This is a genomic window from Nocardiopsis sp. NPDC058631 (genome assembly GCF_042716955.1).
Taxonomy (GTDB): Bacteria; Actinomycetota; Actinomycetes; order Streptosporangiales; family Streptosporangiaceae; genus Nocardiopsis.
In genome coordinates this window covers 1-26208 of the sequence record NZ_JBHXQY010000004.1, presented here as the reverse complement: position 1 = coordinate 26208, position 26208 = coordinate 1, and the positions used below count along the sequence as shown (strand labels likewise).

At 72.1% G+C, this 26208-nt stretch carries 25 protein-coding genes and 1 pseudogene; 14 read left to right on the top strand and 12 right to left on the bottom strand.

Features of this window, described 5'->3' with window-relative positions; genetic code table 11:
• Positions 1-91 precede the first annotated feature (91 nt).
• Positions 92-1069, top strand: a complete 978-nt coding sequence (locus ACFWTE_RS02770; RefSeq protein WP_378777319.1) for an aldo/keto reductase — start codon at positions 92-94, stop codon at positions 1067-1069.
• A gap of 58 nt (positions 1070-1127) precedes the next feature.
• Here the strand turns inward: ACFWTE_RS02770 and ACFWTE_RS02765 are convergent, their stop codons facing one another.
• Positions 1128-2129, bottom strand: coding sequence for a helix-turn-helix transcriptional regulator (locus tag ACFWTE_RS02765; protein ID WP_378777317.1), 1002 nt, complete (start codon positions 2127-2129; stop codon positions 1128-1130).
• 261 nt (positions 2130-2390) lie between these two features.
• On the opposite strand from ACFWTE_RS02765, the gene ACFWTE_RS02760 reads away from it, so the two are divergent.
• On the top strand, positions 2391-2813 hold the full coding sequence (locus tag ACFWTE_RS02760; protein ID WP_378777315.1) for a VOC family protein: 423 nt from the start codon (positions 2391-2393) through the stop codon (positions 2811-2813).
• Positions 2814-2984: 171 nt separating this feature from the next.
• On the opposite strand, the gene gdhA is transcribed toward ACFWTE_RS02760, so the two are convergent.
• From gdhA to ACFWTE_RS02740, 4 genes are all read right to left on the bottom strand, one after another.
• Positions 2985-4349 carry an NADP-specific glutamate dehydrogenase gene (gdhA, locus tag ACFWTE_RS02755; protein WP_378777313.1) on the bottom strand — a complete coding sequence of 455 codons (1365 nt, stop codon included), beginning with the start codon at positions 4347-4349 and terminating at the stop codon, positions 2985-2987.
• Between the two features lie 251 nt (positions 4350-4600).
• Positions 4601-5782, bottom strand: coding sequence for a PP2C family protein-serine/threonine phosphatase (locus tag ACFWTE_RS02750; protein WP_378777311.1), 1182 nt, complete (start codon positions 5780-5782; stop codon positions 4601-4603).
• A 286-nt stretch (positions 5783-6068) separates the two neighbouring features.
• Positions 6069-7511 carry a hypothetical protein gene (locus ACFWTE_RS02745; protein WP_378777309.1) on the bottom strand — a complete coding sequence of 481 codons (1443 nt, stop codon included), beginning with the start codon at positions 7509-7511 and terminating at the stop codon, positions 6069-6071.
• 230 nt (positions 7512-7741) lie between these two features.
• Positions 7742-8248 (bottom strand): hypothetical protein, encoded by a 507-nt coding sequence (locus ACFWTE_RS02740; protein WP_378777307.1) that lies wholly within the window; start codon positions 8246-8248, stop codon positions 7742-7744.
• 81 nt (positions 8249-8329) lie between these two features.
• Between ACFWTE_RS02740 and ACFWTE_RS02735 the strand changes: the two genes are divergently transcribed.
• The 3 genes from ACFWTE_RS02735 to ACFWTE_RS02725 are packed head-to-tail and all read left to right on the top strand — an operon-like array spanning position 8330 to position 10304.
• Positions 8330-8596: a hypothetical protein gene (locus tag ACFWTE_RS02735; protein ID WP_378777304.1), complete on the top strand. Its 267-nt coding sequence runs from the start codon at positions 8330-8332 to the stop codon at positions 8594-8596.
• On the top strand, positions 8589-9422 hold the full coding sequence (locus ACFWTE_RS02730; RefSeq protein WP_378777303.1) for an alpha/beta fold hydrolase: 834 nt from the start codon (positions 8589-8591) through the stop codon (positions 9420-9422). The genes ACFWTE_RS02735 and ACFWTE_RS02730 overlap by 8 nt, the downstream gene beginning before the upstream one ends.
• Positions 9423-9431: 9 nt before the next feature.
• Positions 9432-10304 carry a helix-turn-helix domain-containing protein gene (locus ACFWTE_RS02725; protein ID WP_378777301.1) on the top strand — a complete coding sequence of 291 codons (873 nt, stop codon included), beginning with the start codon at positions 9432-9434 and terminating at the stop codon, positions 10302-10304.
• A 9-nt stretch (positions 10305-10313) separates the two neighbouring features.
• Here the strand turns inward: ACFWTE_RS02725 and ACFWTE_RS02720 are convergent, their stop codons facing one another.
• A complete protein-coding gene (locus ACFWTE_RS02720) occupies positions 10314-11216 on the bottom strand; it encodes an NADP-dependent oxidoreductase (RefSeq protein ID WP_378777299.1) in 903 nt (300 codons plus the stop codon).
• 184 nt (positions 11217-11400) lie between these two features.
• Between ACFWTE_RS02720 and ACFWTE_RS02715 the strand changes: the two genes are divergently transcribed.
• Positions 11401-12582 (top strand): LuxR C-terminal-related transcriptional regulator, encoded by a 1182-nt coding sequence (locus ACFWTE_RS02715; protein ID WP_378777298.1) that lies wholly within the window; start codon positions 11401-11403, stop codon positions 12580-12582.
• A gap of 199 nt (positions 12583-12781) precedes the next feature.
• Here ACFWTE_RS02715 and ACFWTE_RS02710 read toward each other — a convergent pair whose 3' ends face one another.
• Entirely contained in the window at positions 12782-13345 is a 564-nt protein-coding gene (locus tag ACFWTE_RS02710) for a helix-turn-helix domain-containing protein (RefSeq protein ID WP_378777296.1), read from the bottom strand.
• A 40-nt stretch (positions 13346-13385) separates the two neighbouring features.
• Between ACFWTE_RS02710 and ACFWTE_RS02705 the strand changes: the two genes are divergently transcribed.
• Together ACFWTE_RS02705 and ACFWTE_RS02700 are read left to right on the top strand one after the other, a co-directional pair.
• Entirely contained in the window at positions 13386-13910 is a 525-nt protein-coding gene (locus ACFWTE_RS02705) for a GNAT family N-acetyltransferase (protein WP_378777294.1), read from the top strand.
• Positions 13911-13991: 81 nt separating this feature from the next.
• Positions 13992-14963 (top strand): DMT family transporter, encoded by a 972-nt coding sequence (locus ACFWTE_RS02700; protein ID WP_378777292.1) that lies wholly within the window; start codon positions 13992-13994, stop codon positions 14961-14963.
• Between the two features lie 126 nt (positions 14964-15089).
• Here the strand turns inward: ACFWTE_RS02700 and ACFWTE_RS02695 are convergent, their stop codons facing one another.
• The 3 genes from ACFWTE_RS02695 to ACFWTE_RS02685 are packed head-to-tail and all read right to left on the bottom strand — an operon-like array spanning position 15090 to position 18267.
• A complete protein-coding gene (locus tag ACFWTE_RS02695; RefSeq protein WP_378777290.1) occupies positions 15090-16418 on the bottom strand; it encodes an ABC transporter substrate-binding protein in 1329 nt (442 codons plus the stop codon).
• 18 nt (positions 16419-16436) lie between these two features.
• Positions 16437-17312, bottom strand: a complete 876-nt coding sequence (locus ACFWTE_RS02690) for a carbohydrate ABC transporter permease (protein WP_378777288.1) — start codon at positions 17310-17312, stop codon at positions 16437-16439.
• Positions 17302-18267, bottom strand: coding sequence for a carbohydrate ABC transporter permease (locus ACFWTE_RS02685; protein WP_378777286.1), 966 nt, complete (start codon positions 18265-18267; stop codon positions 17302-17304). Before ACFWTE_RS02685 ends, ACFWTE_RS02690 begins: the two co-directional genes overlap by 11 nt.
• Positions 18268-18693: 426 nt before the next feature.
• Here ACFWTE_RS02685 and ACFWTE_RS02680 point away from each other — a divergent pair, with 426 nt between their 5' ends.
• The 5 genes from ACFWTE_RS02680 to ACFWTE_RS02660 all read left to right on the top strand — a co-directional run bounded on the left by ACFWTE_RS02680 (position 18694) and on the right by ACFWTE_RS02660 (position 24527).
• Positions 18694-20013, top strand: coding sequence for a Gfo/Idh/MocA family oxidoreductase (locus ACFWTE_RS02680; protein WP_378777284.1), 1320 nt, complete (start codon positions 18694-18696; stop codon positions 20011-20013).
• Positions 20010-21206 carry a Gfo/Idh/MocA family protein gene (locus tag ACFWTE_RS02675; protein ID WP_378777282.1) on the top strand — a complete coding sequence of 399 codons (1197 nt, stop codon included), beginning with the start codon at positions 20010-20012 and terminating at the stop codon, positions 21204-21206. Before ACFWTE_RS02680 ends, ACFWTE_RS02675 begins: the two co-directional genes overlap by 4 nt.
• On the top strand, positions 21203-22048 hold the full coding sequence (locus ACFWTE_RS02670) for a PmoA family protein (protein WP_378777280.1): 846 nt from the start codon (positions 21203-21205) through the stop codon (positions 22046-22048). The genes ACFWTE_RS02675 and ACFWTE_RS02670 overlap by 4 nt, the downstream gene beginning before the upstream one ends.
• 438 nt (positions 22049-22486) lie before the next feature.
• Positions 22487-23377, top strand: coding sequence for an NAD-dependent epimerase/dehydratase family protein (locus tag ACFWTE_RS02665; protein ID WP_378777278.1), 891 nt, complete (start codon positions 22487-22489; stop codon positions 23375-23377).
• Positions 23378-23462: 85 nt separating this feature from the next.
• A complete protein-coding gene (locus tag ACFWTE_RS02660) occupies positions 23463-24527 on the top strand; it encodes a LacI family DNA-binding transcriptional regulator (protein ID WP_378777276.1) in 1065 nt (354 codons plus the stop codon).
• Between the two features lie 189 nt (positions 24528-24716).
• Here ACFWTE_RS02660 and ACFWTE_RS02655 read toward each other — a convergent pair whose 3' ends face one another.
• Positions 24717-25049: a MerR family transcriptional regulator gene (locus ACFWTE_RS02655; RefSeq protein ID WP_378777274.1), complete on the bottom strand. Its 333-nt coding sequence runs from the start codon at positions 25047-25049 to the stop codon at positions 24717-24719.
• Between the two features lie 166 nt (positions 25050-25215).
• On the opposite strand from ACFWTE_RS02655, the gene ACFWTE_RS02650 reads away from it, so the two are divergent.
• Positions 25216-25926: a nitroreductase gene (locus ACFWTE_RS02650; protein ID WP_378777272.1), complete on the top strand. Its 711-nt coding sequence runs from the start codon at positions 25216-25218 to the stop codon at positions 25924-25926.
• A 53-nt stretch (positions 25927-25979) separates the two neighbouring features.
• On the opposite strand, the pseudogene ACFWTE_RS02645 reads toward ACFWTE_RS02650, so the two are convergent.
• Positions 25980-26208, bottom strand: a pseudogene (locus ACFWTE_RS02645) (NADP oxidoreductase); the annotation flags it as partial.

Here is a 26208-nt window from a genome sequence, read left to right as displayed (position 1 = left end):
CTCGCCGGTGTCCGCACCCGGTTTTCCCAGGGCGGCCCCCGACCCCGCCCCGGCGCGGTGGGAACGCTCCCGGGTGCCTAGGATCGCCTGTATGGAAAAACGCGTACTGGGTCGCACCAGCAAGAACGTCGGCGTCGTCGGTTTCGGCGCCTGGCAGATCGGAGCCTCCTGGGGTGAGGTCAGCGAGGCCGACGCCACGGCCGCACTGCACACGGCGGCCGAGGCGGGCGTCACCTTCTTCGACACCGCCGACGTCTACGGCGGCGGCCGCAGCGAACGGCTCGTGGGCCGCCTGCTGAAGGAACTCCCCCACATCACCGTGGCCACGAAGATGGGCCGGCGCCAGGACCAGCTCACCGAGAACTACAACCCCGTCAACTTCCGCGCCTGGAACGACGAATCCCGCCGCAACCTGGGCGTTGACACCATCGACCTCGTCCAGCTGCACTGCCCGCCCGCCGCCGTCATCGCCACCGACGCCGTCTTCGACGACCTGGACACCATGGTCGAAGAGGGGCGGATGCGCGCCTACGGCGTCTCCGTCGAGACCGTGGACGAGGCCCTGGCCGCCATCGCCCGCCCCCATGTGGCCACCGTCCAGATCATCCTCAACGCCTTCCGCCACAAGCCCCTGGAGCGGGTCCTGCCCGCCGCGCGCGAGGCCGGGGTCGGCATCATCGCCCGCGTCCCGCTGGCCAGCGGACTGCTGTCGGGCAGGTTCACCGCCGACACCGCCTTCGGGGACGACGACCACCGCGCCTTCAACCGGGAGGGGCAGGCCTTCGACAAGGGCGAGACCTTCTCCGGGGTCCCCTACGCCACCGGGTTGGAGGCGGTGGAGAAGATCCGCCCGCTGGTCCCCGAGGGGATGACCATGGCCCAGTTCGCCCTGCGCTGGATCCTGGACCAGGACGGCGTCAGCGTCGTCATCCCCGGCGCCCGCAACGCCGACCAGGCGCGCGGCAACGCCGCCGCCGCGCACCTGGCGCCGCTCACCCCCGGCGTCCACGCACGGGTCGGCGAGGTCTATGACGAACTCGTCCGCCCCCACGTCCACCACCTGTGGTGAACGGCGAGAACACCGGGTGATCCCGGGGCGGCGCCCCGCCGGTTGGGTGGCCGCTCCTTCACCCGGGGAGGCGGTCCTGACCGCCGCCACCCGCGAAGCGGCGCGCGAGGCGCCCGAAGGCGTCCTTGAGCTCGGGCGGCCCGACGACCTCGAAGTCGGCGTCCAACCGCCCGATGGCCGAGGCCAGACCCACCCACGACCAGGAGCCGAGCGTCAGTCGGCAGCGGCCGGCGTCCACCTCCTCGACCAGCCCGTCGTGGGCGAAGGGAACGACGGAGGCGGCGGGCAGGTCGAGGATGACCTCGCCGCGGCAGGGCCACTGGGCCGGTCCGTCGGAGCCCCGAAACCTGCTGGTGATGAAGGAGGCCACATCACCGCCGGGCACCTCCCGCGGGGTGAAGCGGGGGCCGTTGGGGTTGCGGGGCGAGATGCGGTCCACGCGCAGGGTCTGCCAGTCCTCGCGCTCGGCGTCCCAGGCCAGCAGGTACCAGCGCCCTTTCCAGGTGACCAGGTGATGGGGGTGTACCCGGCGCCGGTCCACCCCTGTGTCGTCCCGGTCCGAGGCGGACCGGAAGGCGGGGGCGTAGTCCAGGCGCAGCTCCTGGCGGGCGTGGACGGCCGCGCTGATCGCCAGGAGCAGGCCGCCCTCGGCCCGGGGCGGGCGGTCGTGGGGCGGTGTGACCGCGGTGACCCGGACCGGGTTGATCCGCTGGCGCAGGCGGGCGGGCATGACCTGGCGCACGGTGGTGAGGGCGCGCGCCGCGGCCTCACCGATACCGGCGCCGCTGGTGGTGGCCGCCTGGAGCGCCACCGCCAGCGCCACGGCCTGGTCGTCGTCGAACAGCAGCGGGGGCATCTGCGACCCCGCATCGAGCCGGTATCCGCCGTCGCGCCCCTTGAAGGCGGTGATCGGGTAGCCGAGTTCGCGGAGCCGGTCCACGTCACGTCGGATCGTGCGGGCGCTGATGTCCAGCCGTGCGGCCAGCTCCTCGCCCGACCAGTCCCGACGGGTCTGGAGCATGGAGAGCAGCGCGAGCAGACGAGCGGACGTTTTCACCATGAGCCCCATTCTGCTGCCAATAGAGGACACACCCTGTCCTGTAAGGCTGCCAGTGTGAGATCACGGCGACGGGGTGAGCGGATACGCGTTCATCGCAGATCACAGCCCCGTCGGCAGCGGGCACCGGGTGTGCGCTGCCGCGCTCGCGGCGGGTGACCTTCCGCAGCCGATGCCGGGCCCCGCCGCCCCAGCGGCGCATGGCCGACGTCCGACACGAGCCCGTTCGGCGCTCATCCGAGTACACGAAGACTGGAAACCCTCATGCCCATCACCACCACGACCCACCTGAACTTCCGCGGCGAGGCCCGCGCGGCGCTCGACTTCTACCACTCCGTCTTCGGCGGGGACGTCGTCGCCGTCACCTACAAGGACGCGGGCAACACGCAGAACCCGGACGAGGCGGACCAGGTGATGTGGGGCCAGGTGGCCGCGGACAACGGCTTCCGCGTCATGGCCTACGACGTGCCCTCCCAGATGCCGTGGAACGCGGGCGAGAACGCCGTCTTCGTCTCCGTGCGCGGTGACGACGCCGACGAGATCGCGGCCTTCTGGGAGAAGCTGGCTGTCGGTGCGACCGTCGTGCAGCCGCTGGAGCCCGCACAGTGGGCACCGCTCTACGGGATGCTCAAGGACCGCTTCGGCATTGTCTGGGTCCTGGACGTGGCGGCCCCGTACAACGGCTGACCTGCCCAGGCAGGGGGCGAAGGGGCGGATGTCCCGCTCCTTCGCCCCCGCTCCCCTGCGGGTGGGAGCGTTCGTCGCTGCAGGCGTGTGCCCCGCGGCCCCCGAGAGGAAAGAGGAACTCCCGGGTCGACTCCGCCCGGGGCCGTCAGCGGCCCCGGGCGGTCGAGGCGTTTAGATCAGGCCCTGGGCGAGCATCGCGCCCGCCACGCGCTCGAACCCGGCCACGTTCGCGCCCAGCACGTAGTCGCCCGGGGAGCCGTACCGCTCGGCGGCCTCCTCGCACCGGTCGTGGATCCCCGTCATCACCTCGGCCAGTTCGGACTCGGCGTGCTCGAACGACCACGACGTGCGCCGCGCGTTCTGCCGCATCTCCAGGACGCTGGTCGCCACCCCTCCGGCGTTGGCGGCCTTGCCCGGCGCGAACAGGACACCGGCCTCGCGCAGCACCTTGACCGCTTCGGGGGTGGTGGGCATGTTCGCCCCCTCCGACACCGCCAGGACGCCGTTGCGGACCAGGGTGCGCGCGGAGTCCGCGTCGAGCTCGTTCTGGGTCGCCGAGGGCAGGGCCACGTCGCAGGGCACGTCCCACACGTTGCCGCCCTTGACGTAGCGGGCGTCCCCGCGACGTTCGACGTACTCCCCGATCCGGGCGCGCTCCACCTCCTTGAGCTGCTTGAGCAGGTCGAGGTCCAGGCCCTTCTCGTCCACGACGTAGCCCCCGGAGTCGGAGCAGGCGACCACGGTGGCGCCCAGCTGCTGGGCCTTCTCCACCGAGTAGATCGCCACGTTCCCCGAACCGGACACCACCACGCGCCTGCCCTCCAGGCCCTGGCCCGTGCGCTCCAGCATCCGCTGGGCGAACAGCACGTTCCCGTACCCCGTGGCCTCGGTACGGACCCGTGAACCGCCCCAGGACAGCCCCTTGCCGGTGATGACCCCGGCCTCCCAGCGGTTGGCGAGCCGCCGGTACTGGCCGAACAGGTAGCCGATCTCGCGCCCGCCCACCCCGATGTCCCCGGCCGGCACGTCGGTGTGCTCGCCCAGATGGCGGTGGAGCTCGGTCATGAAGGACTGGCAGAACCGCTCGACCTCCGTGTCCGAGCGCCCCTTGGGGTCGAAGTCGCTTCCGCCCTTGCCGCCGCCGATGCTCATACCGGTGAGGGCGTTCTTGAAGATCTGCTCGAACCCCAGGAACTTGATCACCCCGAGGTTCACACTCGGGTGGAAGCGCAGACCGCCCTTGTAGGGGCCGAGCGCGCTGTTGAACTCCACGCGGAAGCCACGGTTGACGTGCACGCGCCCCTGGTCGTCGCGCCAGGGCACCCGGAAGACGATCTGGCGCTCGGGCTCGCACAGACGCTCCAGGATGCGCTCCTTGGCGTACTCGGGGTGCCGGGAGAGGGCGGGCGAGAGGCTGTCGAGCACCTCCAGGACGGCCTGTTGGAACTCCGGCTCGTCCGGGTTGCGCCGCACCACGTGTGCGAAGGCCGAGCGCACGCCCGGGTGGTGGTTCTCAAGGTCGGACGTGTTGGCCATGGGTGAAGGAGGTCCTTTCGGATCCGGACCACGAGGGTGCCCGGACCGCGGTCGTGTTTCCGCCGTATTCTGGTGCTGTTGCTTCGACGTTACACGTCGGCCCGGAGGCAGCCTCGACCCCCGGGGCACCCAACGGCCCCACCCGGGCCGGGCGCCGTGCCGCAGAACCCGACACCGCGTGGGCCCTGGCTGAGACCGATGGCCCGCCCCTGCCACCGCCACCCGCCCAGCGCTCATCTGCGGGCTCCGGCTCAGGCGCGGCGGCCTTGGAAGGGGTGGCCGTGCCAGTCCAGGCACACAACGGTGGCGTCGTCCTCCAGGTGTCCGGCGCACGCGTCGGTGACCGCGGTGATCAGGGACTGCACGACCTCACGGGGGTGTTCGCGGGCGGTGTCACGGATCAGGTGGGGCAGGTCGACGGTTTCGGCCTGGCGTTCCTGCGCGCCGTCGGTGTAGAGGACGAGGCGGTCGCCGGGGCGCAGGTCGAGGTCCTGTACGTGGTAGGCGCCGGATCCGGGGATACCGAAGGGCAGGTCGACGTCCAGGCGCACCTCGTTCACCATGCCGTCGCGCAGGAGCAGCGGCCAGGGGTGTCCGGCGTTGACGAGCCGGGCGCCGCTTCCGTCCAGGGCGATGCGCACCATCTGGCCGGTGGCGAGCGTGTGGTCGCCGTAGTCGAGGAGGGCTTGGTGGGTCTGCTGTGCCTGCTCGACCAGGCCGGCGCCGACGCGGCGGGCGCCGCGGGAGGCGTTGACCAGGAGCGTGGCCGTGAGGGCGGCGTTGACGTCGTGGCCCATGGCGTCGGTGATGGACAGGTGCAGGGTGTCGTGGTCGAGGGTGTAGTCGTAGGTGTCGCCGGCGTTGGAATCGGCTGGCGCCAGAGCCGCGGCCAGGGCGAACTGTGCGGCTTCGCAGGAGGCCGCGCTGGGCAGGAGCTGGTTCTGGATCTCCGCGGCCAGGCTGATCGTCCTGGTGCGCTGGCCCCAGTGGTAGAGGTCGGTGAAACGGCGGTCGGTGGCGATGACGTAGGCCAGCGCGTACGCGGCCTCGCGGATCTCCTCCAGGATCTCCGCGGTGACGTACAGCAGGGTCAGATCCAGCACGCCGAGGGTGTCGCCGTGGTTGGTCACCGGGGCGAGCACCCGCTGTCCGTCCCTACCGCCGGAGTCCTGTATCAGTTCCTGGGTGCGCAGTACCCGCTGGTAGATGCTGCCGGCCAGGGGGAACCGATCGCCGCGGTCGCCGGTCTCCGTGGTGCTCTCGTCGTTGATCCGCACCACCTGCTGACCGCTGATGTCAAGGAACAGGAATGACACCGAGCGCGCTTCGAACCGGTCGTGCAGATTGCGCGCCATCACGTTGAGGGACTCCATGGGGGCGGCGTCCACCGCTGAGGTGAGCATCTGCGCCAACCCGATCCGGTCACCTGTCATCGTCGCCCCCAGCGTTTTCCCGCGCACGCCCCAACCTGCCCGCGGGTACCATTCTTCCCCGCCCGCACGGGTTGCCTCCTGAGCGACAGGCACGCTTCTTCGTTCGTATCCGTGTGAAGGCCCGCTCGTGAGGGTCGGGCCAAAGGCCCCGGGTGTGCTTGGTTTCCACGGGCCGCCGCTCGCAGAAGCCCTTGCGGGACCCGCATGGTGCGCGGGGGCCCGAGAGGACTCGGCAGCGGCCGGAAGATCCCGACCGGTCCCGGCGGCCACGGTCGGCCGATGCCCCTCACCCGGTAGCCCGGCTGCGGAGCCGGCTCAGGTGGCGGCGCACGGAGTCGGCCGACTCCCGCGCCGAGGGCGTGGGCGCGCGACCGGTCGGCACGGGCGGACGCAAGCTTGGGGGGTGGGCCCGGGTGAGAGAGGCGCGCATGAGCGCCAGGAGCGCGGGATCGGTCTCCTCGGCGGTGCCAGCGGAGCCGGGGTCCTCCCGCGGGGACGCGACCAAAGGACCTCCCGCCCGACCCGGCCCACCACCCCCGCCGAGCCCTGCCGCGCCCTGCGAAGGCGCCCACGGGGCAGGGGCGGGTGCCCCGGGGCCGCTGGGCGGGTGGAGGATCTCGCCGGGCACGCTCCGGCAGGGCGCGCCGCACACCCGGCACGTCCCGCCGGGCACGTTGCGCACACCCGGGTGGTCGGGACAGGTGCGCGGCGCAGCCCCGTCGGGACCGACGGCGAACGCGGGCGGGCGGGCGAAGGCGTCGCCCTCGTCGGGGCGCCGGGGCGCGGGGACCCCGACGCCGGTGGGCGGCGCCGCAGCGCCCCCTCCGCCACGGCGCACGCCCGCCCCGAGGCGGCCGTCCAGGAACCCGCGCGCGTCCTGCACGCTGCCCAGGCGGCGCATGAGCGCCGGGAACGGGCTGCGCAGGGCCTCGGCGCCCTCCAGGAGCGCGGTCAGATCGGCCGTTGGCAGCCCTTGCCCGGCGAGCCGGTCCACGGCTCGGGCCAGGGCTTGGCGGTCGGGCCCCGGGCGGCGCAGCGCCGCGTCCGGTATCCGTTCCAGGAGCCGCCGGGCGAACCCGCCCGAGGCCGGCGCCGGCACGGAGCGCGGTGGTGGCGCGGGGTCCGGCACCGGTGCCGGACCAGTGACCGGCAACGGCAGGGGGCGGACGCCCCGCGCGTAGGCCCGAGCGGCCACGCGCCCTGTGGTGTCGCTCCCCCGGACGGAACCATGAATCGGGGAGGGGTCTACAGGGGAAAGGTCTGTAGGTCGCTCTGACCTGTCGTTCCGGTCAGTGTGAACTGTCGTTCCTACCGACGGGTAGGGTCGCGACGCCGCAGTCAGCGGTTCCTCCCCCAGCTCGCGACGCACCTGGTTGACCTCCTCCAGCGCCTGGGCCGTGTACGCCGACGCGGGGATCAACAGCTCCAGCACCGGGGGCAGCCGGTCGGGCCACCGGCGCCCGGCGGCGATGTCGTCATAGAAGAACAGGCGTGCCCGCAGCGGATCGAGCCTGCGCACCAGGCCCGCGCCGACGAGGTCGTCGATCGCCCGTTTGACGGTAGAGACGCCCACGGTCCCACCGGAGCGCTCCGCGATCGTGTCGAGGTACAAAAAGCACCAGCGCCCGTCGGCGTCGACGGCGTCGGCGATGATCGCCGCGACGGCGTGCGCGCGGGTGCTGGGCAGCAACCCGGCCTTGAGCGCGTCGGTGATCCAGAGCGAGGGCATGAAGCCGACACCGCGCATGGCACCCGGGGGGCGCCGGCGCTCCCTACCGGGGTCGGCCGGGGGCCTGGCCGCCTCCTCCGGAATACGCGAAGGACACGACATGCGGGATATGGCCGTGACATCGGGGCCGGGTTGGATACACTCCACCACTAGCCGCCTCCCTGTTTGTGCCAGGTTGGGGGTCAGAGCCCGGCGCCGGTGTTGGTAGCACCTGCCGGGCTCTACTGCTTTCACAACCCACAGTAGTGGAGCGAACACGGGTTCGGGTGCGGCTGTGGAAAACCCTGCCGGCGCCTTCCCACCCCCGGCCCGCCAGCGGGCGCACCACACACGGGGTCGCCCCTCCCAGGCCGCAAACGCCGGGTCAGCGCCCCGGGCGGCGCGACCGCGCGGCGGACCCTCGCCAGGCGCTCGGCGCTGCGGCCCTTGCCGCCCTCGGCCCTGCTCCGGCGCGCCAGGGTCAACTCGACGTACTGCGCCAGCGGCGCGTCCGGCCACTTCTGCCACCTCTTGGGCCGACGGCGCTCGAACCGCTCCTGCGCCGCGGCCCCGGCCCCCGCGTCCGCTACACCGCGTGCGGACGCCAGCGCGATCGTCCGCGCCCGGCGGTTGGCCCGGACCACCCTCCGCTTGGCCCCGGAGATGCTCCGACGCGAACTCTTGTCGTTCTCGCCGTAGACGTTGCGCCGGTCCCTGGCATAGCTCAGGGCCTTCTTCTCCTGCGGTGACCGCCTCACGCACCCTCCCTCTCCACCGGCCAGGACTGTAGTTTTGACGCATCCCAGCCGCCACAGGTTTTCCGCAATCCCCGGAGAACGATGACCCCTGCGACCGGCCCCGACGACGACGCCCGCGAAGACGTGCGCCGGCTCGACGGCGGGACGATGAACACGGTCTTCCGGCACGGCCGGGTCGTGCGCACCGCCACCCCCGCCTCCCCCGCCCTCCACACCCACCTGCGGGCCCTGGCCGACACCGGCTACCGGGGCGCCCCCTTCCCTCCCGAGGAGAGATGGTCGGCTCCACGGCGACATTCGTACAAGACCGGTGCCTGTCGGCCCATGCACCATCGGTCGCATGACTGAGTACGACGCCGAGCCCGCGCACGGGATGCATGTGGTCCACGACGGCCTTCGACAGGGGGCGCCGCTGTTGCTCATCCACGGATCGGGCGCCTCGGGCGGTTCCTGGGGCACGATGGTCCCGGCCCTCGCCGAACATCACCACGTCCTTCGGATCGACCTCCCGGGCTGCGGCCAATCACCGCCTGCGGCGTCCTATGACGTGTCCGTGCAGGCAGACCGGGTAGCGGCGCTCCTCGACGGCCTCGGCCTTCGTTCCGTCACCGTGGCCGGACACTCCAGCGGTGGCTATGTCGCCACCGCGCTCGCCGAACAGCGTCCCGACCTGGTCGGCTCGATCGCCCTGATCAGCTGCGGTCCGAGCGTCGACGCGCTCCTTCCGCAGCCGCTCCTCCTCCGGGCCCTGCTGGGCCCGCCTCTCGGTCCGATCCTGTGGTCGGGGCGCTCGGACGCGATGATCCGCAAGGGGATCAGGGCGACCGCTGTTCGTCCGGTAAATGTCCCGGACGACATGGTCGCCGAGGCGCGGGGGACCACGTACGGCACGTTCAGGACGGTGCTGCGTCGGAACACGGAGTACATCGCCGAGCGGAGCGTGCCCGAGCGCCTGGCTGCCCTCGGCGTTCCCGTGCTGGTGGTCTTCGGTACCGCCGATCCCCGTTGGGAGCCGTTGTCGGCGCACCAGTACGACGTGGTGCCGAACGCGAGGGTCGAGCGATTGTCCGGCGTCGGACACATGCCCGTACTCGAAGCGCCCGAGGCGACCGGCGAGCTGCTCCTCGAGTTCACCGCGACAGAGCGCCGGCACGCCGTCCCCGACGAGGCCTAGGATCTTCCTATGCCACCGACAGGGGCGCCACCCGACTGGGGGCTCATGGACATCGCCGTCCCGCTCCCGTCGGCTCGGCTGCCGGGCAGCAGCATGGCCGGGTTCCGCTACAGTGCCTCCGCGTTCATGGACATCGCCATGGTCGCGCACCCCTCCGTCAGCCTGTTCATCGACCTGAGCGAGGGAGAAGGCCCCGTCTACCGCACCCGTGGACGATCCAGGCGCGGCAGTGTCGTGGTCGGGCTCCTCCCCGGCGACCTCCGGACCGGTGGCCTGACGGGCGAGTGCCTCCAGATCCGGCTGGATCCGGCCGCAGCGGCTGCCGTGCTCGGCACGGCGACCGGGCTCACCGGGACCGTGGTGTCCCTAGCGGACGTCTGGGGCCGCGACGCCGGACGAGCGGAGGACAGGCTGCGCGCCGCCGCGTCGTGGGACGAACGGTTCACGATCGCGGGGGAGATCCTCGGCCGACGGCTGTACGCCCGCCCAGCGGTCGCCCCGGAGGTCGCCTTCGCCTGGCAGCAGGTGTGCTCCAGCCGGGGGCGAGCGCGGGTCGACGGCCTCGCGGACGAGGTCGGCTGGAGCCGCAAGCGCCTGTCGGCCCGCTTCCGTGCCCAGCTCGGTATCACGCCCAAACGCGCCGCCCGACTGGTGCGGTTCGACCACGCCGCCCGCCTTCTCGCCGCGGGCCACGCCGCCGCCGGTGTTGCCGCCGAGAGCGGCTACGTCGACCAGTCCCACCTGCACCGCGAGGTCAAGTCCTTCACCGGGTGCACTCCCACGGCCGTGGCTGTCGCTCCATGGCTCGCGATCGACGACGCCGCGTGGCCCGGCGCGTCACCGAGTCGGAGCCCTGTCGCAGGTGGGCGGACACGTCCCTGAGCGGAGGTGTCAGGGAACCAGGACGATCTTGCCGAAGGACTTCCGCTCCCACTCCCGGTGGGCCTGTGCGGCCTCCTCCAGCCCCATCGCCCGGGACGCGGGCTGGGTGATCCGCCCCTCGGCCGCGGCCCCCAGCAGCGTTTCCAGGGTCTGCGTGGTCTGGTCATCCGTCTTGGAGAGGAAGGGGACGCCCAGGTCGAAGGCGGCCGGGTCGGCGAGGGTGACGATCCGGTCCGTACCGCCGCGCAGGGCGATCGCGTCGGGGAGCGCCCCGTGCCCGGCCGCGTCCAGGACGGCGTCCACGCCCTGGGGCGCCAGCGCGCGCACGCGCCGGGCGAGTCCCTCCCCGTAGGGGGTCGCGAGCGCCCCGTGCGCGCACACCCGGTCCAGGTTCGCACTCCCGGCCGTACCGACCACGGTGACGCCGTTCTCGACGGCGAGCTGGACGGCGATCGTGCCCACGCTGCCCGACGCGCCGTTGACCAGCAGCGTCTCTCCGCACCGGGGGTCCAGGACGCGCAGCGCGCGGACCGCGGCCTCCCCCGCCACCGGGAGACCCGCCGCCTCCTGCCAGGTCAGCGCGTCCGGCTTGGCCGCGTACGTGGACAGCACGGCGTACTCGGCGTAGCCGCCGCCGACGGCCCATCCCGCGACAGCGTCGCCGACGGCCGCGTCGGTGACCTCCTCGCCCACGGCGTCCACGACACCGGCCACCTCCAGACCGAGCACGTGCGGCAGGGACAGCGGCATGTTCTGGGCCATCTGCCCCGAACGCAGCTTGACGTCGATCGGGTTGACCCCGGCCGCACGGACGGCCACCCGCACCTGCCCGGGGCCGGGCTCGGGGACCTCGGCCTCCACGACGGTCAGGACCGACGGGTCGCCGTACTCGGAGAAGCTGACAGCACGCATGGTTCTTCCTTCGGATCTCGGGTCTCGGTGACGGGGACCGGGCCGCGGTCCCAGGTGGGGACCGCCTCGCATCCCGCGCAGCCACCCTGCGCCCTCCGCGCCCGGCTGCGCGCTGATCCTTCGATCAGTGTCCACTAGCCATACGATTGGGGTCCAGGGGGTGCGGGTCCCCTAGTCTGGGGACGTGATCGACCACCGGCACACGGCCCGCGCCCTGGAACGGGTGCTGACGGCCCCCCGCGCGCACGTTCTCGACAGCCTTTCCGCCGAGATCGGGCGCTTGGTCCCGCACCTGGGCGCGGTCATGCTCACCGGCGCCTGCGCCCGCGCGCCGGTCAAGCGCAGCGGTCCGGCGGCGGCGGTCTCGGCGCTGACCGCCTCGCGGGCACATGCTCTCCTGGCCGACGCCCCGCCGGCGGGGTGGACCGGAGAGGTCGGCCTCGGCGGCGCCGACCGGCGCGTCCTCGCGCTCCCCTCCGCCGCCGAGAGCACCAGCGGCGCGGGGCTGGTACTGGTGGGCGTCCCGGCGTCGACCGCCGCGGGCTCCCCCGGGGTCCGGGCGGTCGTGTCGTTGTGGGAGATCATCGCGATCGCGCTCGCCGACCAGGCCGAGGTGCACGCGGCCGTCCTGACGTCGCTGCTCGGCACACTGCGCTCGGAGCGGCTGGACGACCGCGAGGCGCGGGACGAGGCCGTGCGCACCGCGTCCGAGGCGCTGGTGCGGGTACGCAGGGACACCGAGGTGGACCGCGCACTGAGCGCGCAACCGGCCGACGAGGCGTTCGCTGTGCTCGGCCGCGAACTGGGCGATGTCGCCCGCCACCATCCCCAGAGCGTGGACCTGCGCCCGCCGGACAGCACGTTGCTTCTGGCAAGGGACACGGCACAGGCAGCGCGCACCGTCTCGCGGGGCGCGCTGGTCACCCTGCTCCAGGACAGCGACGCCACACGGCTGCGCCTGTCCTGGTCGGTGGACGGGTCGTCCCTGCACATCGCGGTCCGCGACGACGGCCGACGCACGCACGACGCGGCCGATTCCGCCCTGGCGGTGCTCGCCGAGCGGGTTGCGCCCCTGGGCGGCGCCCTGGAGGTGGACAGCGATCCGCACTGGGGCACCACGGTCACCGCGCGGATCCCGCTGGTCCCAGCCGCGCCCGAACCCCCCGCGGTACTGGCCGACCTGACCGACCGGGAACGCCAGGTGCTATCGCTGGTGGCGCGGGGGCTGTCCAACCGGGCGATGGCCGACAGGCTCGTGCTCAGCGAGCACACGGTCAAGTACCACCTGCACAACATCCTCGACAAGCTCGCCGTCTCCTCCCGGGGCGAGGCGGCGGCCCTGGCGCGGGCGGTGGGCCAGGCCTGATGCGTACCGGGCTGATGCGAACGGGGCTGATCCGGGCCGCGTGCGCCGCGGGTCCCAGCCCCGTCGCTCGGCCCTCGCGGGCGGGTTCGCGACGGCCGGCGCACCGTGCCGGGCCCGGCTGAGGGGCCCCTCGCGGCGGTTCGGATCGGTGCCGGGAACCGGTGGTTCCGGTCGGTCGCGGGGCGGCGCCCCCACGTCCTCAGGCCCCCCGGCGGGCGATGACCACCAGGTAGCGGCAGGGGTCCGGGCCGGGGTTGTGGAACTCGCACGGCTGGGGAGGACCCAGCTGGAGGCAGTCCCCCGCGCCCAGGACGTGCTCGGCGGAGCCCTCACGGAAGGCGAGCGCACCCTCCAGGACCCAGATCTGGTGGTGGGTGAAGACGTAGGCCTCCACGGGGAAGGCCACACGCGCGCCGGCCGGGAGCTCCACCTCCACCAGTTCGATCGGGCCTCCCGCGGTCGGGGAGACCGCGCGGCGCACGTACCCGGTGCCGGGGTCGGTCCAGGTGGGCTGCTCGTGGGAACGGGCCAGGCGCCGGTCGCCCTGCTCGGCGCGGGCGATCAGTTCGGAGAGGGTGATGCCGAACGCGGCCGACAGGCGGCCGAGCAGGGACGCCGTGGGCTGCACGTCGCCGTTCTCGATCCGGCTGACCATGGTGCGGGAGACGCCGGAGAGCTCGGAGAGCGCCGCCGCGCTCAGACCGCGGGAGCGGCGGAGTTCCTTGAGGGCCAGGGCGAGGGCTGAACCCAGTTCGTCGCTCATGCGGTCACTATAGTGTCAGTTTCGGATTACTATCATGACCATGACTTCGTTGCCGACCCTCACCGTCCGCGACGCGACCCCGGCGGACGCCGAGGCCTGCGCCGCGATCTACACCCCCTACGTCACCGACACCGCGATCACGTTCGAGATCGACCCGCCCCGGGCCGAGGAGATGGCGGCACGGATCGCCGCCGCCCAGCGCGAGCACGCCTGGATCGTCATGGAGGACACCGACGGCGTCCTCGGCTACGCCTACGGCGGCACGTTCCGCACACGCGCCGCCTACCGCCGGACCTGCGAGGTCAGCGTCTACCTGGCGCAGGGGCGACGCCGCACCGGAGCGGGCCGGGCCCTGTACGAGGCCCTCCTGCCCCGTCTGGCCGAGCGCGGCATGCGGGTCGCGATCGCCTGCATGACCCTGCCCAACGACGCGAGCCTCGGACTGCACCGGGCCCTGGGCTTCGAGGACGTCGGCGTCATGTCGCGCGTGGGATGGAAACACGGCGCCTGGCACGACGTGGCCTGGGCACAGCTCGACCTGACCCCCCTCGCCGCCCGCGACTGAGGGCCGCCCTGCGGGCGCCACCGCGCCGACCGTATGCTCTGCCCAGGCCCCCTCCCCCCATGACTCCCCCGGAGCAGTCACGTGTCCGCCAACCCCGCACGCCACCGCCCCTCCGGACTGGCGTTCGCACTCGCCTCGGCACTCGCCTTCGGCGGCTCGGGCGTGTTCGCCCGCCCCCTGCTGGACGCGGGCATGGACTCCCTGCACGTCACCTGGCTACGGGTCGCCGGGGCCGCCCTCCTACTCCTTCCGGTCGCCCTGGCCCACTGGCGCGTCGCCCGGCGCCGCCCCCTGCTGGTCCTGGCCTACGGCGTCTTCCCGATGGCCGGCGTCCAGGCCCTGTACTTCGCCGCCATCGCCCGCATCCCCGTCGGTATCGCCCTGCTCATCGAGTTCCTCGGTCCCGTCCTGGTTCTGCTGTGGCTGCGGGTGGTACGCCGCACCAGGGTCTCCCCCGCCGCCGTCCTCGGCGTCGTCCTGGCCGTGGCCGGACTCGGACTGCTGCTGGAGGTCTGGGCGGGCATGCGCCTGGACGCGATCGGGGTGTCCCTGGCGCTCGGCTCCGCCGCCGCGCAGGCCGCGTTCTTCCTCCTGGGCGACAGCATGGGAGAGGACACCGACCCGCTCGCCGTCATCGCCTTCGGTTCCCTGGTCGCCACCGCCCTGCTGGGGGCCCTCGCCCGACCCTGGACGATCCCCTGGGGCCTGCTCGCCGACCCGGTCGCCCTGGGCGGATTCCACGTGCCCGGCTGGGCCCTGACCCTGTGGCTGGGGCTGGTGTGCACCGCGATCGCCTACTTCGCCGGGGTCTCGGCGATCAGGCGGCTGTCCCCGCAGGTCGCCGGGGGCGTCGCCTACCTGGAGGTCGTGACCGCGATCGTGCTGGCGTGGCTGCTCCTCGACGAGGCCCTGACCCCGGTCCAGATCCTGGGCGCCACGGTCATCGTCACCGGTGCGTTCATCGCCCAGACCGCCGTGCCCGGCCCTCCCGCACCTTCGAAGGGCACCCCCTCCGCCCGCACCGGGCCCACCGGTGTCACCGCCCCGCCCTGACTTTTGCGGACACGGGCCACGCGAAGGGCACGGCGGGACCCGCACCGTTCCCGCACACGCCGCCGGGCCCGGTGGGAGACGTGTCTCTCCCACCGGGCCCGGCCATCACTCACGTCAGGGTACTGGTCAGGCGTCCCCTGTGGCCGCCTCCACCTCGGTCATGAACTGCTCCGCGGCCTCTTCGGGGGTCAGGTTCCCGAACGCCATGTCGTCGGTGACCCGCTTGGTGATCTCCACGACCTGGCCCGCGCCGATCGGGGGCGGCGGGTTGCCGTCCACGATCGTGCCCTCGATGTCGGCCAGGAACACGGCGCTGCGCGCGTCCGCCTCCGGCAGCGAGTTGAGGATGTGCCCGCGCACGTCCACGTTGGCGGGCAGCCCGAGGTCGGCCAGGGTCAGCTCGGCCGCAGCGTTCGTGTTGAGCATGAAGTCCACGAACCGGGCCGCCTCCTCCGGGTGCTCGGAGGAGGCCGCGACGGAGTAGAACATCGCGGGCTTGAAGTACATCCCCGTGCGCTCGCCCTCGGTCTCCCCCGGGTAGCGCAGCAGTTCGATCTCGCGGTCGGACGACTCGCTGATACCGCCGAGCTGGTTGGTCCAGAAGTGCGCCATGGCGCCCTGGTTCGTGGACAGGACCGACTGGTCGGGACCGCCGCCCTCGATCTCCACGCTCTCGGCAGCGCCCGGCTGGCCGCCGTTCTCCAGCAGCTGCTCGGTGATGCTGAACCACTCCGTCATGGTCTCCTGGGAGAAGCCCAGCGAGCCGTCCTCGGCGTACAGGTTCTCGCCATGCTGCCGGGCGAAGATCTGGAACCCGGACTCGTTGTAGGACATGCTCTGCGTGCCCACGATCTCGCCGCCGCTGGCCTCGCTGATCTGCTCGGAGATCTCGACGTAGTCGTCCCACGTCCACGTCTCGTCGTCGGGCATGTCCACACCAGCGTCCTCGAACGCCTGCGGGTCGGCGAGGATCGCGTACGCGTTCACACCGCTGGCGACGCCGAAGGTCTGGCCGTCCAGGTCGCCGCTCTCGGCCACCAGCGGGTCGATCTTCGACAGGTCCAGCACGTCCTCGAACTCGGTGAGGTCGGCCAGCGCGCCCCGGTCACCGTACTCGCGCAGGTAGCGCTCCTCCTGCATGAGGATGTCCGGTGCGTCGTTGGCCGCGGTGCTCGTGGCCAACCGGTCCCAGTAGGAGCCCCAGTCGGTGTAGTCACCGACGATCTGGATGTCGGGGTTCTCCGCCTCGAAGACGTCGATGACCTGCTGCATCCTGGAGTGGCGGTCGTCTGCTCCCCACCAGGAGAAGCGGAGTTCGACGGTGCCGTCCTCGGAGCCCGAGTCCCCTCCGCAGGCGGTGACGGCCATCACGAGTGCGGTGGCCGTGGCCGCCAGGGGAAGGAGGGTGCTGCGACGGCGGGCCCGGGGGCGCCCGTCGCCAGGGTGTGCGTGCATGGGTCGGTTTCCTTTCGACTACTTGATTCCGGTGGTGGCGATGCCCTTGACCAGGTATCGCTGACCGGCCAGGAAGAACCCGAAGACCGGGCCGAGTGCCACGACGGACATCGCGAACAGCGGCCCCCAGGACGTCTGGGAGCTGGAGTCGACGAAGGTGCGCAGGGCGACCGGGACGGTGTACATGTCCGGGCTGGTGAGGAAGATCAGCTGGCTGAAGAAGTCGTTCCAGGTCCAGATGAACGTGAAGATCGCGGTGGTGGCCAGGGCCGGCAGCGACAGCGGCATGATGATCTGGAAGAAGATCCTCACGTGTCCGCAGCCGTCGATGCGCGCGGCCTCGTCCAGGTCCTTGGGCAGGCCCCGGATGAACTGGACCATCAAGAAGATGAAGAACCCGTCCGTGGCCAGGAGCTTGGGCACGATCAACGGCAGGAACGTGTTGATCCAGCCCAGTTCGGCGAACAGGATGTACTGCGGCACGATCACGACGTGGATCGGCAGCATGATCGTGGCGAGCATGACCGCGAAGAAGAGCCGCTTGCCGCGGAACTCCAGGCGGGCGAAGGCGTAGGCCGCCATCGAACATCCGACGAGGTTGCCGATGATCGATCCCGCCACCACGACCGCCGAGTTGAGCAGGTAGTGGTGGAACGGGAACTGGAGCGCCGTCCACCCCTCGGTGTAGTTGCCCGGGGTGAAGGTCTCGGGGATGAGCCCGGGTGCGCGGAAGATCTCCGCCGTCGGCTTGAAGGAGCTGGAGAGCATCCACAGCAGCGGGTAGAGCATGATCAGCCCGAACCCGATGAGCCCGATGTGGATGAGCAGCCGTCGTGTGCGTCGGGCCCCGAGGCGCCTGCTGGAGGTCGCGGGGGCCGTTGTCTCAGTCGCCATAGAAGACCCAGTACTTGGAGGCCAGGAAGTTCACCGCGGTGAACCCTCCGATGATCATCAGCAGCAGCCACGCCATCGCCGAGGCATAACCCATGTCGAAGGCGCCGAAGCCGCGCTGGTAGAGGTAGAGCGTGAAGAAGAGGGTGGAGTCCGATGGGCCTCCGGTACCGCCGCTGACGATGAACGCCTGGGTGAAGGTCTGGAAGGCGTTGATGATCTGGAGCACCAGGTTGAAGAAGATGATCGGGGTGAGCATGGGAACGGTGATGTTCCAGAACCGGTTCAGCGCACTGGCGCCGTCCACGGAGGCGGCCTCGTAGTACATGGCGGGGATCTGCCGCAGTCCGGCCAGGAAGATCACCATGGGTGCGCCGAACGTCCACACGTTGAGCACGATCAGCGTGCCCAGCGCGTAGTCGGGGTGGGACACCCATCCTTCGCCCTGGATCCCGAAGAACCCCAGGACCTGGTTGATCAGGCCCTCGGCGCCGAACACCTGGCGCCACAGGATGGCGATGGCGACACTGCCGCCGAGCAGGGAGGGCAGGTAGTAGACCGACCGGTACAGGGGCAGGCCCCGCACGCCGCGGTCCAGGACCATCGCCAGGGCGAGCGCGAGCGCCAGCTGGAGCGGTACCGACACGAACACGTAGACGAACGTGACCCTGAGCGCGCTGTGCAGCCGGGTGTCGTCGATCATCCGCTCGTAGTTCTCGGCGCCGACCCACTGGTGTTCACCGATGAGGTTGTAGTCGGTGAAGGAGAAGTACAGGGAGGCCAGCAGCGGGCCCGCGGTGATGAACGCCAGGCCGATGAACCACGGGGCCAGGAAGCCGTAGGCGGCGAGGTTCTCGCGTCTGGCGCGTGGGGCGGCGCTCTTTCCGCGGCGGGGACGCGACTCGGGCGCGGCCTGGTCCGGAGCCGCCGCCCTCCCCCGCTGGAGCAGGGCGCTCACGGCGCTCCGCCGTCCCGGAGGGCCGACGGAAGGCGGCGACCGGTGGCGTTCGGTCCTGGATTCATGGGGAGCCAATCTCACTCGGAAGGACACGGGCGCTGTGTGTGCGAGAACACGGGATGAACTGGGCTGAGCCGTTCTGGTAAGCGCTATCCAAGTATTAGGATGTTCAGTTTCTAGCACCGGGTTACATGGGTGTCAACGACTCGTTTCCCCACAAGTGTGATCCACACCCCAGATCGTTACCGTTCGCGCCCCCCTCACAGCGTGGGAACGAGCCGGTGAAGGCACTCCCGAGGGCTCCCCGCGCGACGGGCGTCACCCTGGGTGCCCGCCTGGTCCGGTATGCGTGTTCACGGTGCGGGTTCCGGATTTGGCCAGTTCCTCGCGGTGCACCCCTGTCGTTTTGTGTGGAAAGCGTTTACCATGCAGCATGTGAACGACACCACTCCACGCAGGTACGCGATCGTCGGCACCGGTTCCCGGGCCCGGATGTACACATGGGCGCTGACCGGCACCCACCGGGACCGCGGGCGACTGGTCGCCCTCTGCGACACCAACGCCACCCGGATGGCCGTGCACAACCGCATCGTGACCGAGGCCGGTCTCGACCCTGTGCCGACCTACTCCCCCTCCGACTTCACGCGCATGCTGAAGGAGGAGAGGGTCGACGAGGTCATCGTGTGCACCGTCGACCGCACCCACGCCGACTACGTCGTCGCCGCCCTGGACGCCGGCCTCGACGCCATCACAGAGAAGCCCATGACCGCCGACCTCGACGGGCTGCGGCGCATCAACGAGGCCCAGGCCCGCACCGGGGGCCGGGTGACCGTCGGCTTCAACTACCGCTACAACCCCGTCCACCGCCAGCTGCGCGACCTCATCGCCTCCGGGGCCATCGGAGAGGTGGGCTCCGTCCACTTCGAGTGGCTGCTGGACCTGCGACACGGCGCCGACTACTTCCGCCGCTGGCACCGCGACAAGACCCAGTCCGGCGGACTGCTCGTCCACAAGGCCAGCCACCACTTCGACCTCGTCAACTGGTGGATCGGTGCCCGGCCCACCGAGGTGTTCGCCTGGGGCCGCCTGTTCTTCTACGGCGACGAGAACGGACGCCGCCACGGGCTCGCCGGCGACTACGAGCGCGGGCACGACTCCCCCGCCGCCGAGACCGACCCCTTCGCCCTGCACATGGGCGACAGCGCCGACCTCACCGCGCTGTACCTGGACGCCGAACACGAGGACGGCTACCGCCGCGACCTCAACGTGTTCGGCCCCGGCATCACCATCGAGGACGACATGTCGGTCCTGGTCGGCTACGACACCGGCGCCAAGCTGAGCTACCACCTGGTCGCCTACGCTCCCTGGGAGGGCTACCGGATCTCCATCACCGGCAGCCGCGGCCGGCTGGAGCTGGACATGACCGAGTTCGACCACACCTCCCCCCACCAGGACGAGGCCACCCCCGTGCGCGGCATGCCCGCCCCCAAGGACCACACCTTCGCGCGCCTGGTCCTGCGCCGCCACTGGCAGCCGCCGGAGGAGATCCCCATCGCGGTCGGCGAGGGCCCGCACGGCGGAGGGGACCAGGTCATGCTCGACTCCCTGTTCGGCGGAGCCGACGACGGCATCCGCCCCGACCACGCCGACGGCGGCAACGCCCTGCTCACCGGGCTCGCCGCGAACGCCTCCATCGACTCCGGGGCCCCGGTCAGGATCGCCGACCTGCTCGGGACGGACCGGTGAGCGGGCCCTGGGACGGGGCACCGGACGGACCCGTTCCGGTACTCCTGGTCGGTCTGCACGGCCACGGCCGCTCGCACCTGCGGACCCTGCTCCCGCTGCGGGACAGCGGGCTGGTCCGGCTTGCGGGGGTCTGCGACAGCCGTCCCCCCGACCCCGGCGACGACCTGGAGGGCCACGGCCCCGTCCCCTACTTCGACGACCTCGGCAGGGCCATCGACCAGACCGGTGCCCGGATCACCATCCTGGTCACCCCCATCCACACCCACCTGCCGCTGGCCCGCGTCGCCCTGGACCACGGCTCCCACCTGCTGTTGGAGAAGCCCACCACGGCGGGTCTGGAGGAGTTCGAGCAGCTGCGCGCCGCCGTCGACGCCTCCGGCCTCGCCTGCCAGGTCGGGTTCCAGAGCCTGGGCTCGCAGGCGATCACGGCCGTACGCGACCTGATCACCGGCGGGGCGGTGGGCCGGGTACGCGGCATCGGCGGCGAAGGCGCCTGGAAACGCACCTCCGCCTACTACGACCGCGCCCCCTGGGCCGGGCGACGCCGCATGGACGGCCGCGACGTCGTGGACGGGGCGCTCACCAACCCGTTCGCGCACGCGGTGGCCACGGCCCTGGCCGTGGCCGGCGCCGCCACGCAGGCACCGCAGGATGTGGAACTGGAGCTGTTCCACGCCCACCCCATCGAGAGCGACGACACCTCCTGCCTGCGGTTGCGCACCGACGACGGGACCGTCATCACGCTCGCGGTGAGCCTGTGCGCCCCCGACAGCCAGCCTCCGCGCCTGGTCGTGCACGGCGAGCGCGGCCGGATCGACCTCGACTACACGCTGGACCGGGTCACCCTGCACCGCCCCGGCCGGGCGCCGGACACCACCGTCCACCCGCGCACGGGACTACTGGAGAACCTGGTCGACCACCTGCGCGAGGGTGCTCCGCTACTGGTGCCGCCCGACGCCACCCGGGGGTTCATGCACGTGCTGGAGGCGGTCCGGCACGCCCCGGCCCCCGCCCCGATCCCGCTCGACCACCAGAGGGTGTGGAGCGAGGACGGAGCCACCCACCGCACCGTCGACGGGATCACCACGCTCGTCCAGCGCAGCGCCCAGACCCTCGCACTGTTCTCCGAACTCGAACCCGCGTGGCTCCCCGGGGCCGCGGCGACGACACCGACCACGAAGGCCCGCTCATGACCGCGTCCCTGTCCCTCAACGGTGCCGTCCTGGCCCTCCAGCGGGACGGCACCGACATCGATCCCCGGCTGTCGCCCCGCCCCTACCTGCACCCCGTACGCACGCGAGGGGGCACGGAGGTCACCGAGCACCTTCCCGCCGACCACCTGCACCACCTGGGGGTCGGCGTGGCCGTCCCCGACGTGTCGGGGGTGAGCTTCTGGGGCGGGCGCACCTTCGTCCGCGACCAGGGGTCGGTGCTGCTGGACAACCACGGCCGCCAGGAGCACGTGGCCTGGCCGGTCGAGGAGGACGGCGAACGGGTGGAGGAGCTGTCCTGGACCGGGCCCGACGGCGGGGAGATGCTGCGCGAGCGGCGGACCACGCGGGCCCTGGAGGTGGACGCCCGCACCTGGGCGCTGGACCTGCGGGTGGAACTGGCCAACACCTCGGGGCGTGAGCTGAGCATCGGCAGCCCCGCCACGAACGGCCGCCCCGGGGCGGGGTACGGCGGACTGTTCTGGCGTGCCCCGCTGGGCACGGAGCCCCCCGCGGTCACCGGTGCGGGCGGCCTGCGGGGAGAGCAGGCCCTGCACGGCTCCCGCGCGGAGTGGCTGGCCCTGGCCGGGACGGACGGCTCCGGTGCCCCGTGGACGCTCGTCTTCGTCCAGCCCGGGGAGCACCGCGACCCGTGGTTCCTGCGCGCCTCGGACTACCCGGGGGTGGGCCCCGCCCTGGCCTGGGAGGAGCGGCTGCCCCTGCCCGAGGGCGGTCGGCTGGAGCGGAGACTGCGCGTGGCGGTGCACGACGGGCACCCCGCCGACGCAGGAGACCTGGCGAGGGCGATCGGGGCGCCGGCCTGAGAGGCCGCACGGGCCCCGGGCGCTCCGGACGCCGGTCCTGAGGACGAGATGTCCGGGGCGGGCGGGGCCCGGGGCCGCTACCGGACCTGCCGGGACGGGAACCAGCGCTCCGGTTGGGCGCTCGCAGATCGTGCGCCGAAGAACGCGGACGCCGCCCCGGCGGGCCGTGGGACCGTGGACCCGCAGGGCCGGAGAATCCCGGAGCCGCGGGGTCTCGGACCGGGGGTTCGCGACCACCGGCCGGGGTCCCCGGCCCCTCCCTTCCGGCGTCCCCGTGTACGCCGCGGCAGGGAACCGGGGCCGGGCAGCACGAAGCGGTCCGGACAACAACCCCCCATAACAAAAGGCTAAGCCCGCGGAGCGGGCGCCACCAGGCCCGTCAACGGCCTGTGGACGACCACGGCGCCCACGCGCCGTACGAGAAGGAAGGCAGCACCCATGCGCGTCCTCGTCACCGGAGGCTCGGGGCGGCTCGGCCGCAGCGTCGTGTCCACCCTGGTCGACCGCGGCCACGCGGTCACGTCGGTGGACACGGCGAAGGCCGACCACCCCTCCGGAGCCACCGGGATCGTCGCCGACCTGCTGGACGAGGCGGCCCGGGAGGACGCCTTCACCCGGGCGCGACCCGAGGCCGTCGTCCACCTGGCCGGGATCGCCGTACCCTTCGCCCGCCCCGACGTGGAAACCCTCCAGGTCAACACCGGGCTGGCCTGGGCGGTGCTCTCCGCCGCCGTCGCGCACGGGGCCCACTCCGCGGTGGCGGCCTCCAGCCCCACCGTCTACGGGTACAACACCCCCTCCTGGCGGCCCCGCGCGCTGCCGTTGGACGAGGAGCACCCGGTCGCGCCCTGGCACGCCTACGGGCTCAGCAAGGCCATCATCGAGGAGACCGTGCGCACCCTGGCCCGCACCGCCGACACCTGCGTGCTGTCCTGCGTACGCCCCGGATACGTGGTCGCCCCCGAGGAGTGGCAGGGTGCCGTCACCCAGCTGGGGCACACCATGGCCGAACGCCTGGCCGACCCCTCCCTGGCGGCGACCTCCCTGTTCAACTACGTGGACGCGCGGGACGCCGCCGAGCTGTTCGCGCTCGTGGTCGAGAACCCGGACCGGGTGCCGAACGGCCAGGTGTTCAACGCCGTCGCGCCCGACCCGCTGGCGGAGGGGCCCATCCACGACCTGCTGCCCCGGTTCCACCCCTCCACGGCGCAGACGGCCGCGTCCCTGGCCGACGGCCGTTCCGCGTTCTCCTCGGAGGCCGCCCGCACCGCCCTGGGCTGGAACCCCACCCGGACCTGGCGGGACCAGATGCCCACCACGACCCTGTGAGACCCGACCGGCCGTGAACAAGTCGATGGCTCCGCTACGCTAGGAAAGAGTTTTCCCAGTGGCCCGAAGCAGAAGAGGGAGCGGTGTGGAGTCCGGTTACGTGACGCTGGAACAGGTCGCCGAACACGCCGGGGTGTCCCTGGCCACGGCGTCCAGGGTGATCAACGGCAGTACCCGCCAGGTGAGCCAGCGTCTGCGCGACAAGGTCACCGCCAGCGCCCAGGAACTCGGCTACCTGGCCAACGCCTCCGCCCAGACGCTGGCCCGCAACAGCAGCTCGCTGGTCGGGCTGCTCGTCCACGACATCTCCGACCCCTACTTCTCCTCGATCGCGGCGGGGGTCACCCGCCACACCGAGGAGCGCGGACTGGTCCTGGTGCTGGGCACCACCAACCGCTCCGCCCAGAAGGAGGGGCGCATCCTGGCCGCCCTGCGCTCCCACAGGGCGCGCGCCGTGGTACTGGTCGGATCGCGTTCGACCGACGACGAGAGCAACCGCCGCCTGGCCGAGGAGATCCGCCTGTTCCGCCGCCAGGGCGGACGGGTGGCGTGCGTGTCCCAGGAGGGGTTGCCCGCCGACACGGTCACGCCCGACAACCACACCGGAGCGGCCGACCTGGCCCGCCACCTCATCGCCCAGGGGCACCGCGAGTTCGCCATCCTGGCCGGCCCCACCGACCTGTGGACGGCCCGCGAACGCCTGGACGGGTTCCACTCCGCCCTCTCGGGCGCGGGTCTGGAGCTGGCCCACCACAACGTGGTGCACGGCGCGTTCACCCGCGACGGCGGTTACGAGTCCACCCGCCGCCTGATGGCGGTCGGCACCAAGGCCACCTGCCTGTTCGCGGTCAACGACGTGATGGCGACCGGGGCGATGGCGGCCCTGCGCGACCTGGGGCTGCGGGTGCCCGAGGACCTGTCGGTGGCGGGGTTCGACGACATCCCGACCCTGCGCGACCTCACCCCCGCGCTGACGACCGTGCGCCTCCCCCTGGAGGAGATGGGCGAGCGGGCGGCCGTTCTCGCCCTGGACGACGACCCCGGTGACCAAGCCCGCGTGATCACCGTCCGGGGCGAGGTCGTCGAGCGCGAGAGCACCGCGCCCCCCGGCGTCGCGGCACGGACCCGGAGCGCCGCCGGTACCGCCTGAGCGCACCCGTCCGCGATCATCAGGACGGCCCCGCCCTCCTGCGCCACCGCCATGACCCGTTCCCGGGTGGCACCCCGGAACACCGGGTCGTTCGCCACGTCGACGCGGTCCTCGTCATCGTCATCGTCGACGGTGTCGCCGCTGAAGTCAGTGCGGCGCCGACCTGATCGGATGCCACCGAAGGGGTGCTCAGGAGGCGGCCCGGGCACCGCCCATGGCTTCCTGCGTGGCCTTGATCAGACCGCTCAGGGTCCGGCGCGCGTGGGCGAGCTCCTCCACCTGGGCGTCGATGCGTTCGGGCTCGGCGGTGACTTGGCGCAGCACGGCCGGTGAACAGCGTTCCCCGGGGTCCTTGATGTGGGGCAGCAGCGCGGCGATGGCCTTGCTGTTCATCCCGGCGGCGAAGAACTGCCTGATCAGAAGCACACGGTCCACGGCCCACCCGTCGTAGTGGCGCTGCCCGCTCGCGCTTCGCTCGCTGGTGAGCATGCCCTGCTGCTCGTAGTAGCGCAGGGACCGCACGCTGGTCCCGGTCCTTTGCGCGAGATCACCGATCCGCGCGGGCGGCCTTCCCCGATTTGCCCCTGACACCCATGTCAGGTCTTAGTGTAGCGGCGCGCCTGCCGTCAGCCACCGGACGTGGCCTCGCGGCACCCGCGCAAGCCGATTCCGTTCGAGAGGAACCCTTGTGTCGAACAGTCCCCGCTCCTTCACCGACATCGTGCGCTCACGGCGCTCGGTCCGGGGCTTCCTCCCCGACCCGGTGCCCGCGGCCGACATCCGTTCGGTGCTGGAGGACGCCCAGAGGGCGCCCTCCAACTGCAACACCCAGCCCTGGCAGGTGCACGTCGTCTCGGGCGCGCACCGCGACGCCCTGAGCGCCGCACTGCTGGAAGCGGACAGGGCGGGCCGGATCTCCTCCGACTTCAGCTTCGACTACGCCGACTTCGGCGAAGGCGTCTACCGTGAGCGCGCCCGCCGGCAGGGCGCGGCGTACCACCGGTCCCTGGGTGTGGAGCGCTCCGACACACAGGGGCGTCACGACGCCGCGCTGCGCAACCTGGAGTTCTTCGGCGCCCCCCACGTGGCGCTGCTGTTCATGCCCGAGTTCGGTGACGGGGTGCGTGTGGCCGGCGACATCGGCATGTACGCGCAGACCTTCCTGCTCGCACTGGAGGCACGAGGCCTGGCGGGGATCCCGCAGACGATGCTGGGCTTCTACGCCGACGTGGTACGTGAGTCCTTGGGCGTCAAACCGGAGATGAAGCTGCTGTTCGGCATCTCCTTCGGCCTGGCCGACCCCGAGGGCCCCGCCGGCGAGTACCGGATGGGACGGGAGCCGCTGGCCGAGAGCGTCGTGCTGCACGACACCCCCGGTGTTCTCGACGGGGCGCACTAGACAGACGAGCGGGGCCTTTGCCACAGAACCGGTGAAGGCCCCGTCGCGAGCCGTCAGAAGGTGCGCTCGGCCACCTTCACCCGTCGGCTCCCCTCCAGGGCGGCGCGCAGCCTGTGGGCCGACACGGGGGCGGCGGGGGCCTGCGTCATCTGCTCGAAGGGCACGTCGGGGTCGGCGAGGTAGATCCGGGTGTAGGCGCCGGACTCGGGTTCGAAGCGCCAGCTTTGGGCCGGGGTTCCGGCGTCGACGGTGTCGAAGCCCAGCCGGTCGATCAGGGCTGCG

Coding starts and splice junctions, on each gene's coding strand:
- ACFWTE_RS02720 (WP_378777299.1), bottom strand. CDS start 11,216: ATGCGTGCTGTCAGCTTCTCCGAGTACGGCGACCCGTCGGTCCTGACC.
- ACFWTE_RS02765 (WP_378777317.1), bottom strand. CDS start 2,129: ATGGTGAAAACGTCCGCTCGTCTGCTCGCGCTGCTCTCCATGCTCCAG.
- ACFWTE_RS02750 (WP_378777311.1), bottom strand. CDS start 5,782: ATGACAGGTGACCGGATCGGGTTGGCGCAGATGCTCACCTCAGCGGTG.
- ACFWTE_RS02670 (WP_378777280.1), top strand. CDS start 21,203: ATGACCGCGTCCCTGTCCCTCAACGGTGCCGTCCTGGCCCTCCAGCGG.
- ACFWTE_RS02690 (WP_378777288.1), bottom strand. CDS start 17,312: ATGGCGACTGAGACAACGGCCCCCGCGACCTCCAGCAGGCGCCTCGGG.
- gdhA (WP_378777313.1), bottom strand. CDS start 4,349: ATGGCCAACACGTCCGACCTTGAGAACCACCACCCGGGCGTGCGCTCG.
- ACFWTE_RS02695 (WP_378777290.1), bottom strand. CDS start 16,418: ATGCACGCACACCCTGGCGACGGGCGCCCCCGGGCCCGCCGTCGCAGC.
- ACFWTE_RS02710 (WP_378777296.1), bottom strand. CDS start 13,345: ATGAGCGACGAACTGGGTTCAGCCCTCGCCCTGGCCCTCAAGGAACTC.
- ACFWTE_RS02735 (WP_378777304.1), top strand. CDS start 8,330: ATGACCCCTGCGACCGGCCCCGACGACGACGCCCGCGAAGACGTGCGC.
- ACFWTE_RS02745 (WP_378777309.1), bottom strand. CDS start 7,511: ATGCCCTCGCTCTGGATCACCGACGCGCTCAAGGCCGGGTTGCTGCCC.
- ACFWTE_RS02760 (WP_378777315.1), top strand. CDS start 2,391: ATGCCCATCACCACCACGACCCACCTGAACTTCCGCGGCGAGGCCCGC.
- ACFWTE_RS02770 (WP_378777319.1), top strand. CDS start 92: ATGGAAAAACGCGTACTGGGTCGCACCAGCAAGAACGTCGGCGTCGTC.
- ACFWTE_RS02680 (WP_378777284.1), top strand. CDS start 18,694: ATGCAGCATGTGAACGACACCACTCCACGCAGGTACGCGATCGTCGGC.
- ACFWTE_RS02665 (WP_378777278.1), top strand. CDS start 22,487: ATGCGCGTCCTCGTCACCGGAGGCTCGGGGCGGCTCGGCCGCAGCGTC.
- ACFWTE_RS02705 (WP_378777294.1), top strand. CDS start 13,386: ATGACTTCGTTGCCGACCCTCACCGTCCGCGACGCGACCCCGGCGGAC.
- ACFWTE_RS02725 (WP_378777301.1), top strand. CDS start 9,432: ATGCCACCGACAGGGGCGCCACCCGACTGGGGGCTCATGGACATCGCC.
- ACFWTE_RS02730 (WP_378777303.1), top strand. CDS start 8,589: ATGACTGAGTACGACGCCGAGCCCGCGCACGGGATGCATGTGGTCCAC.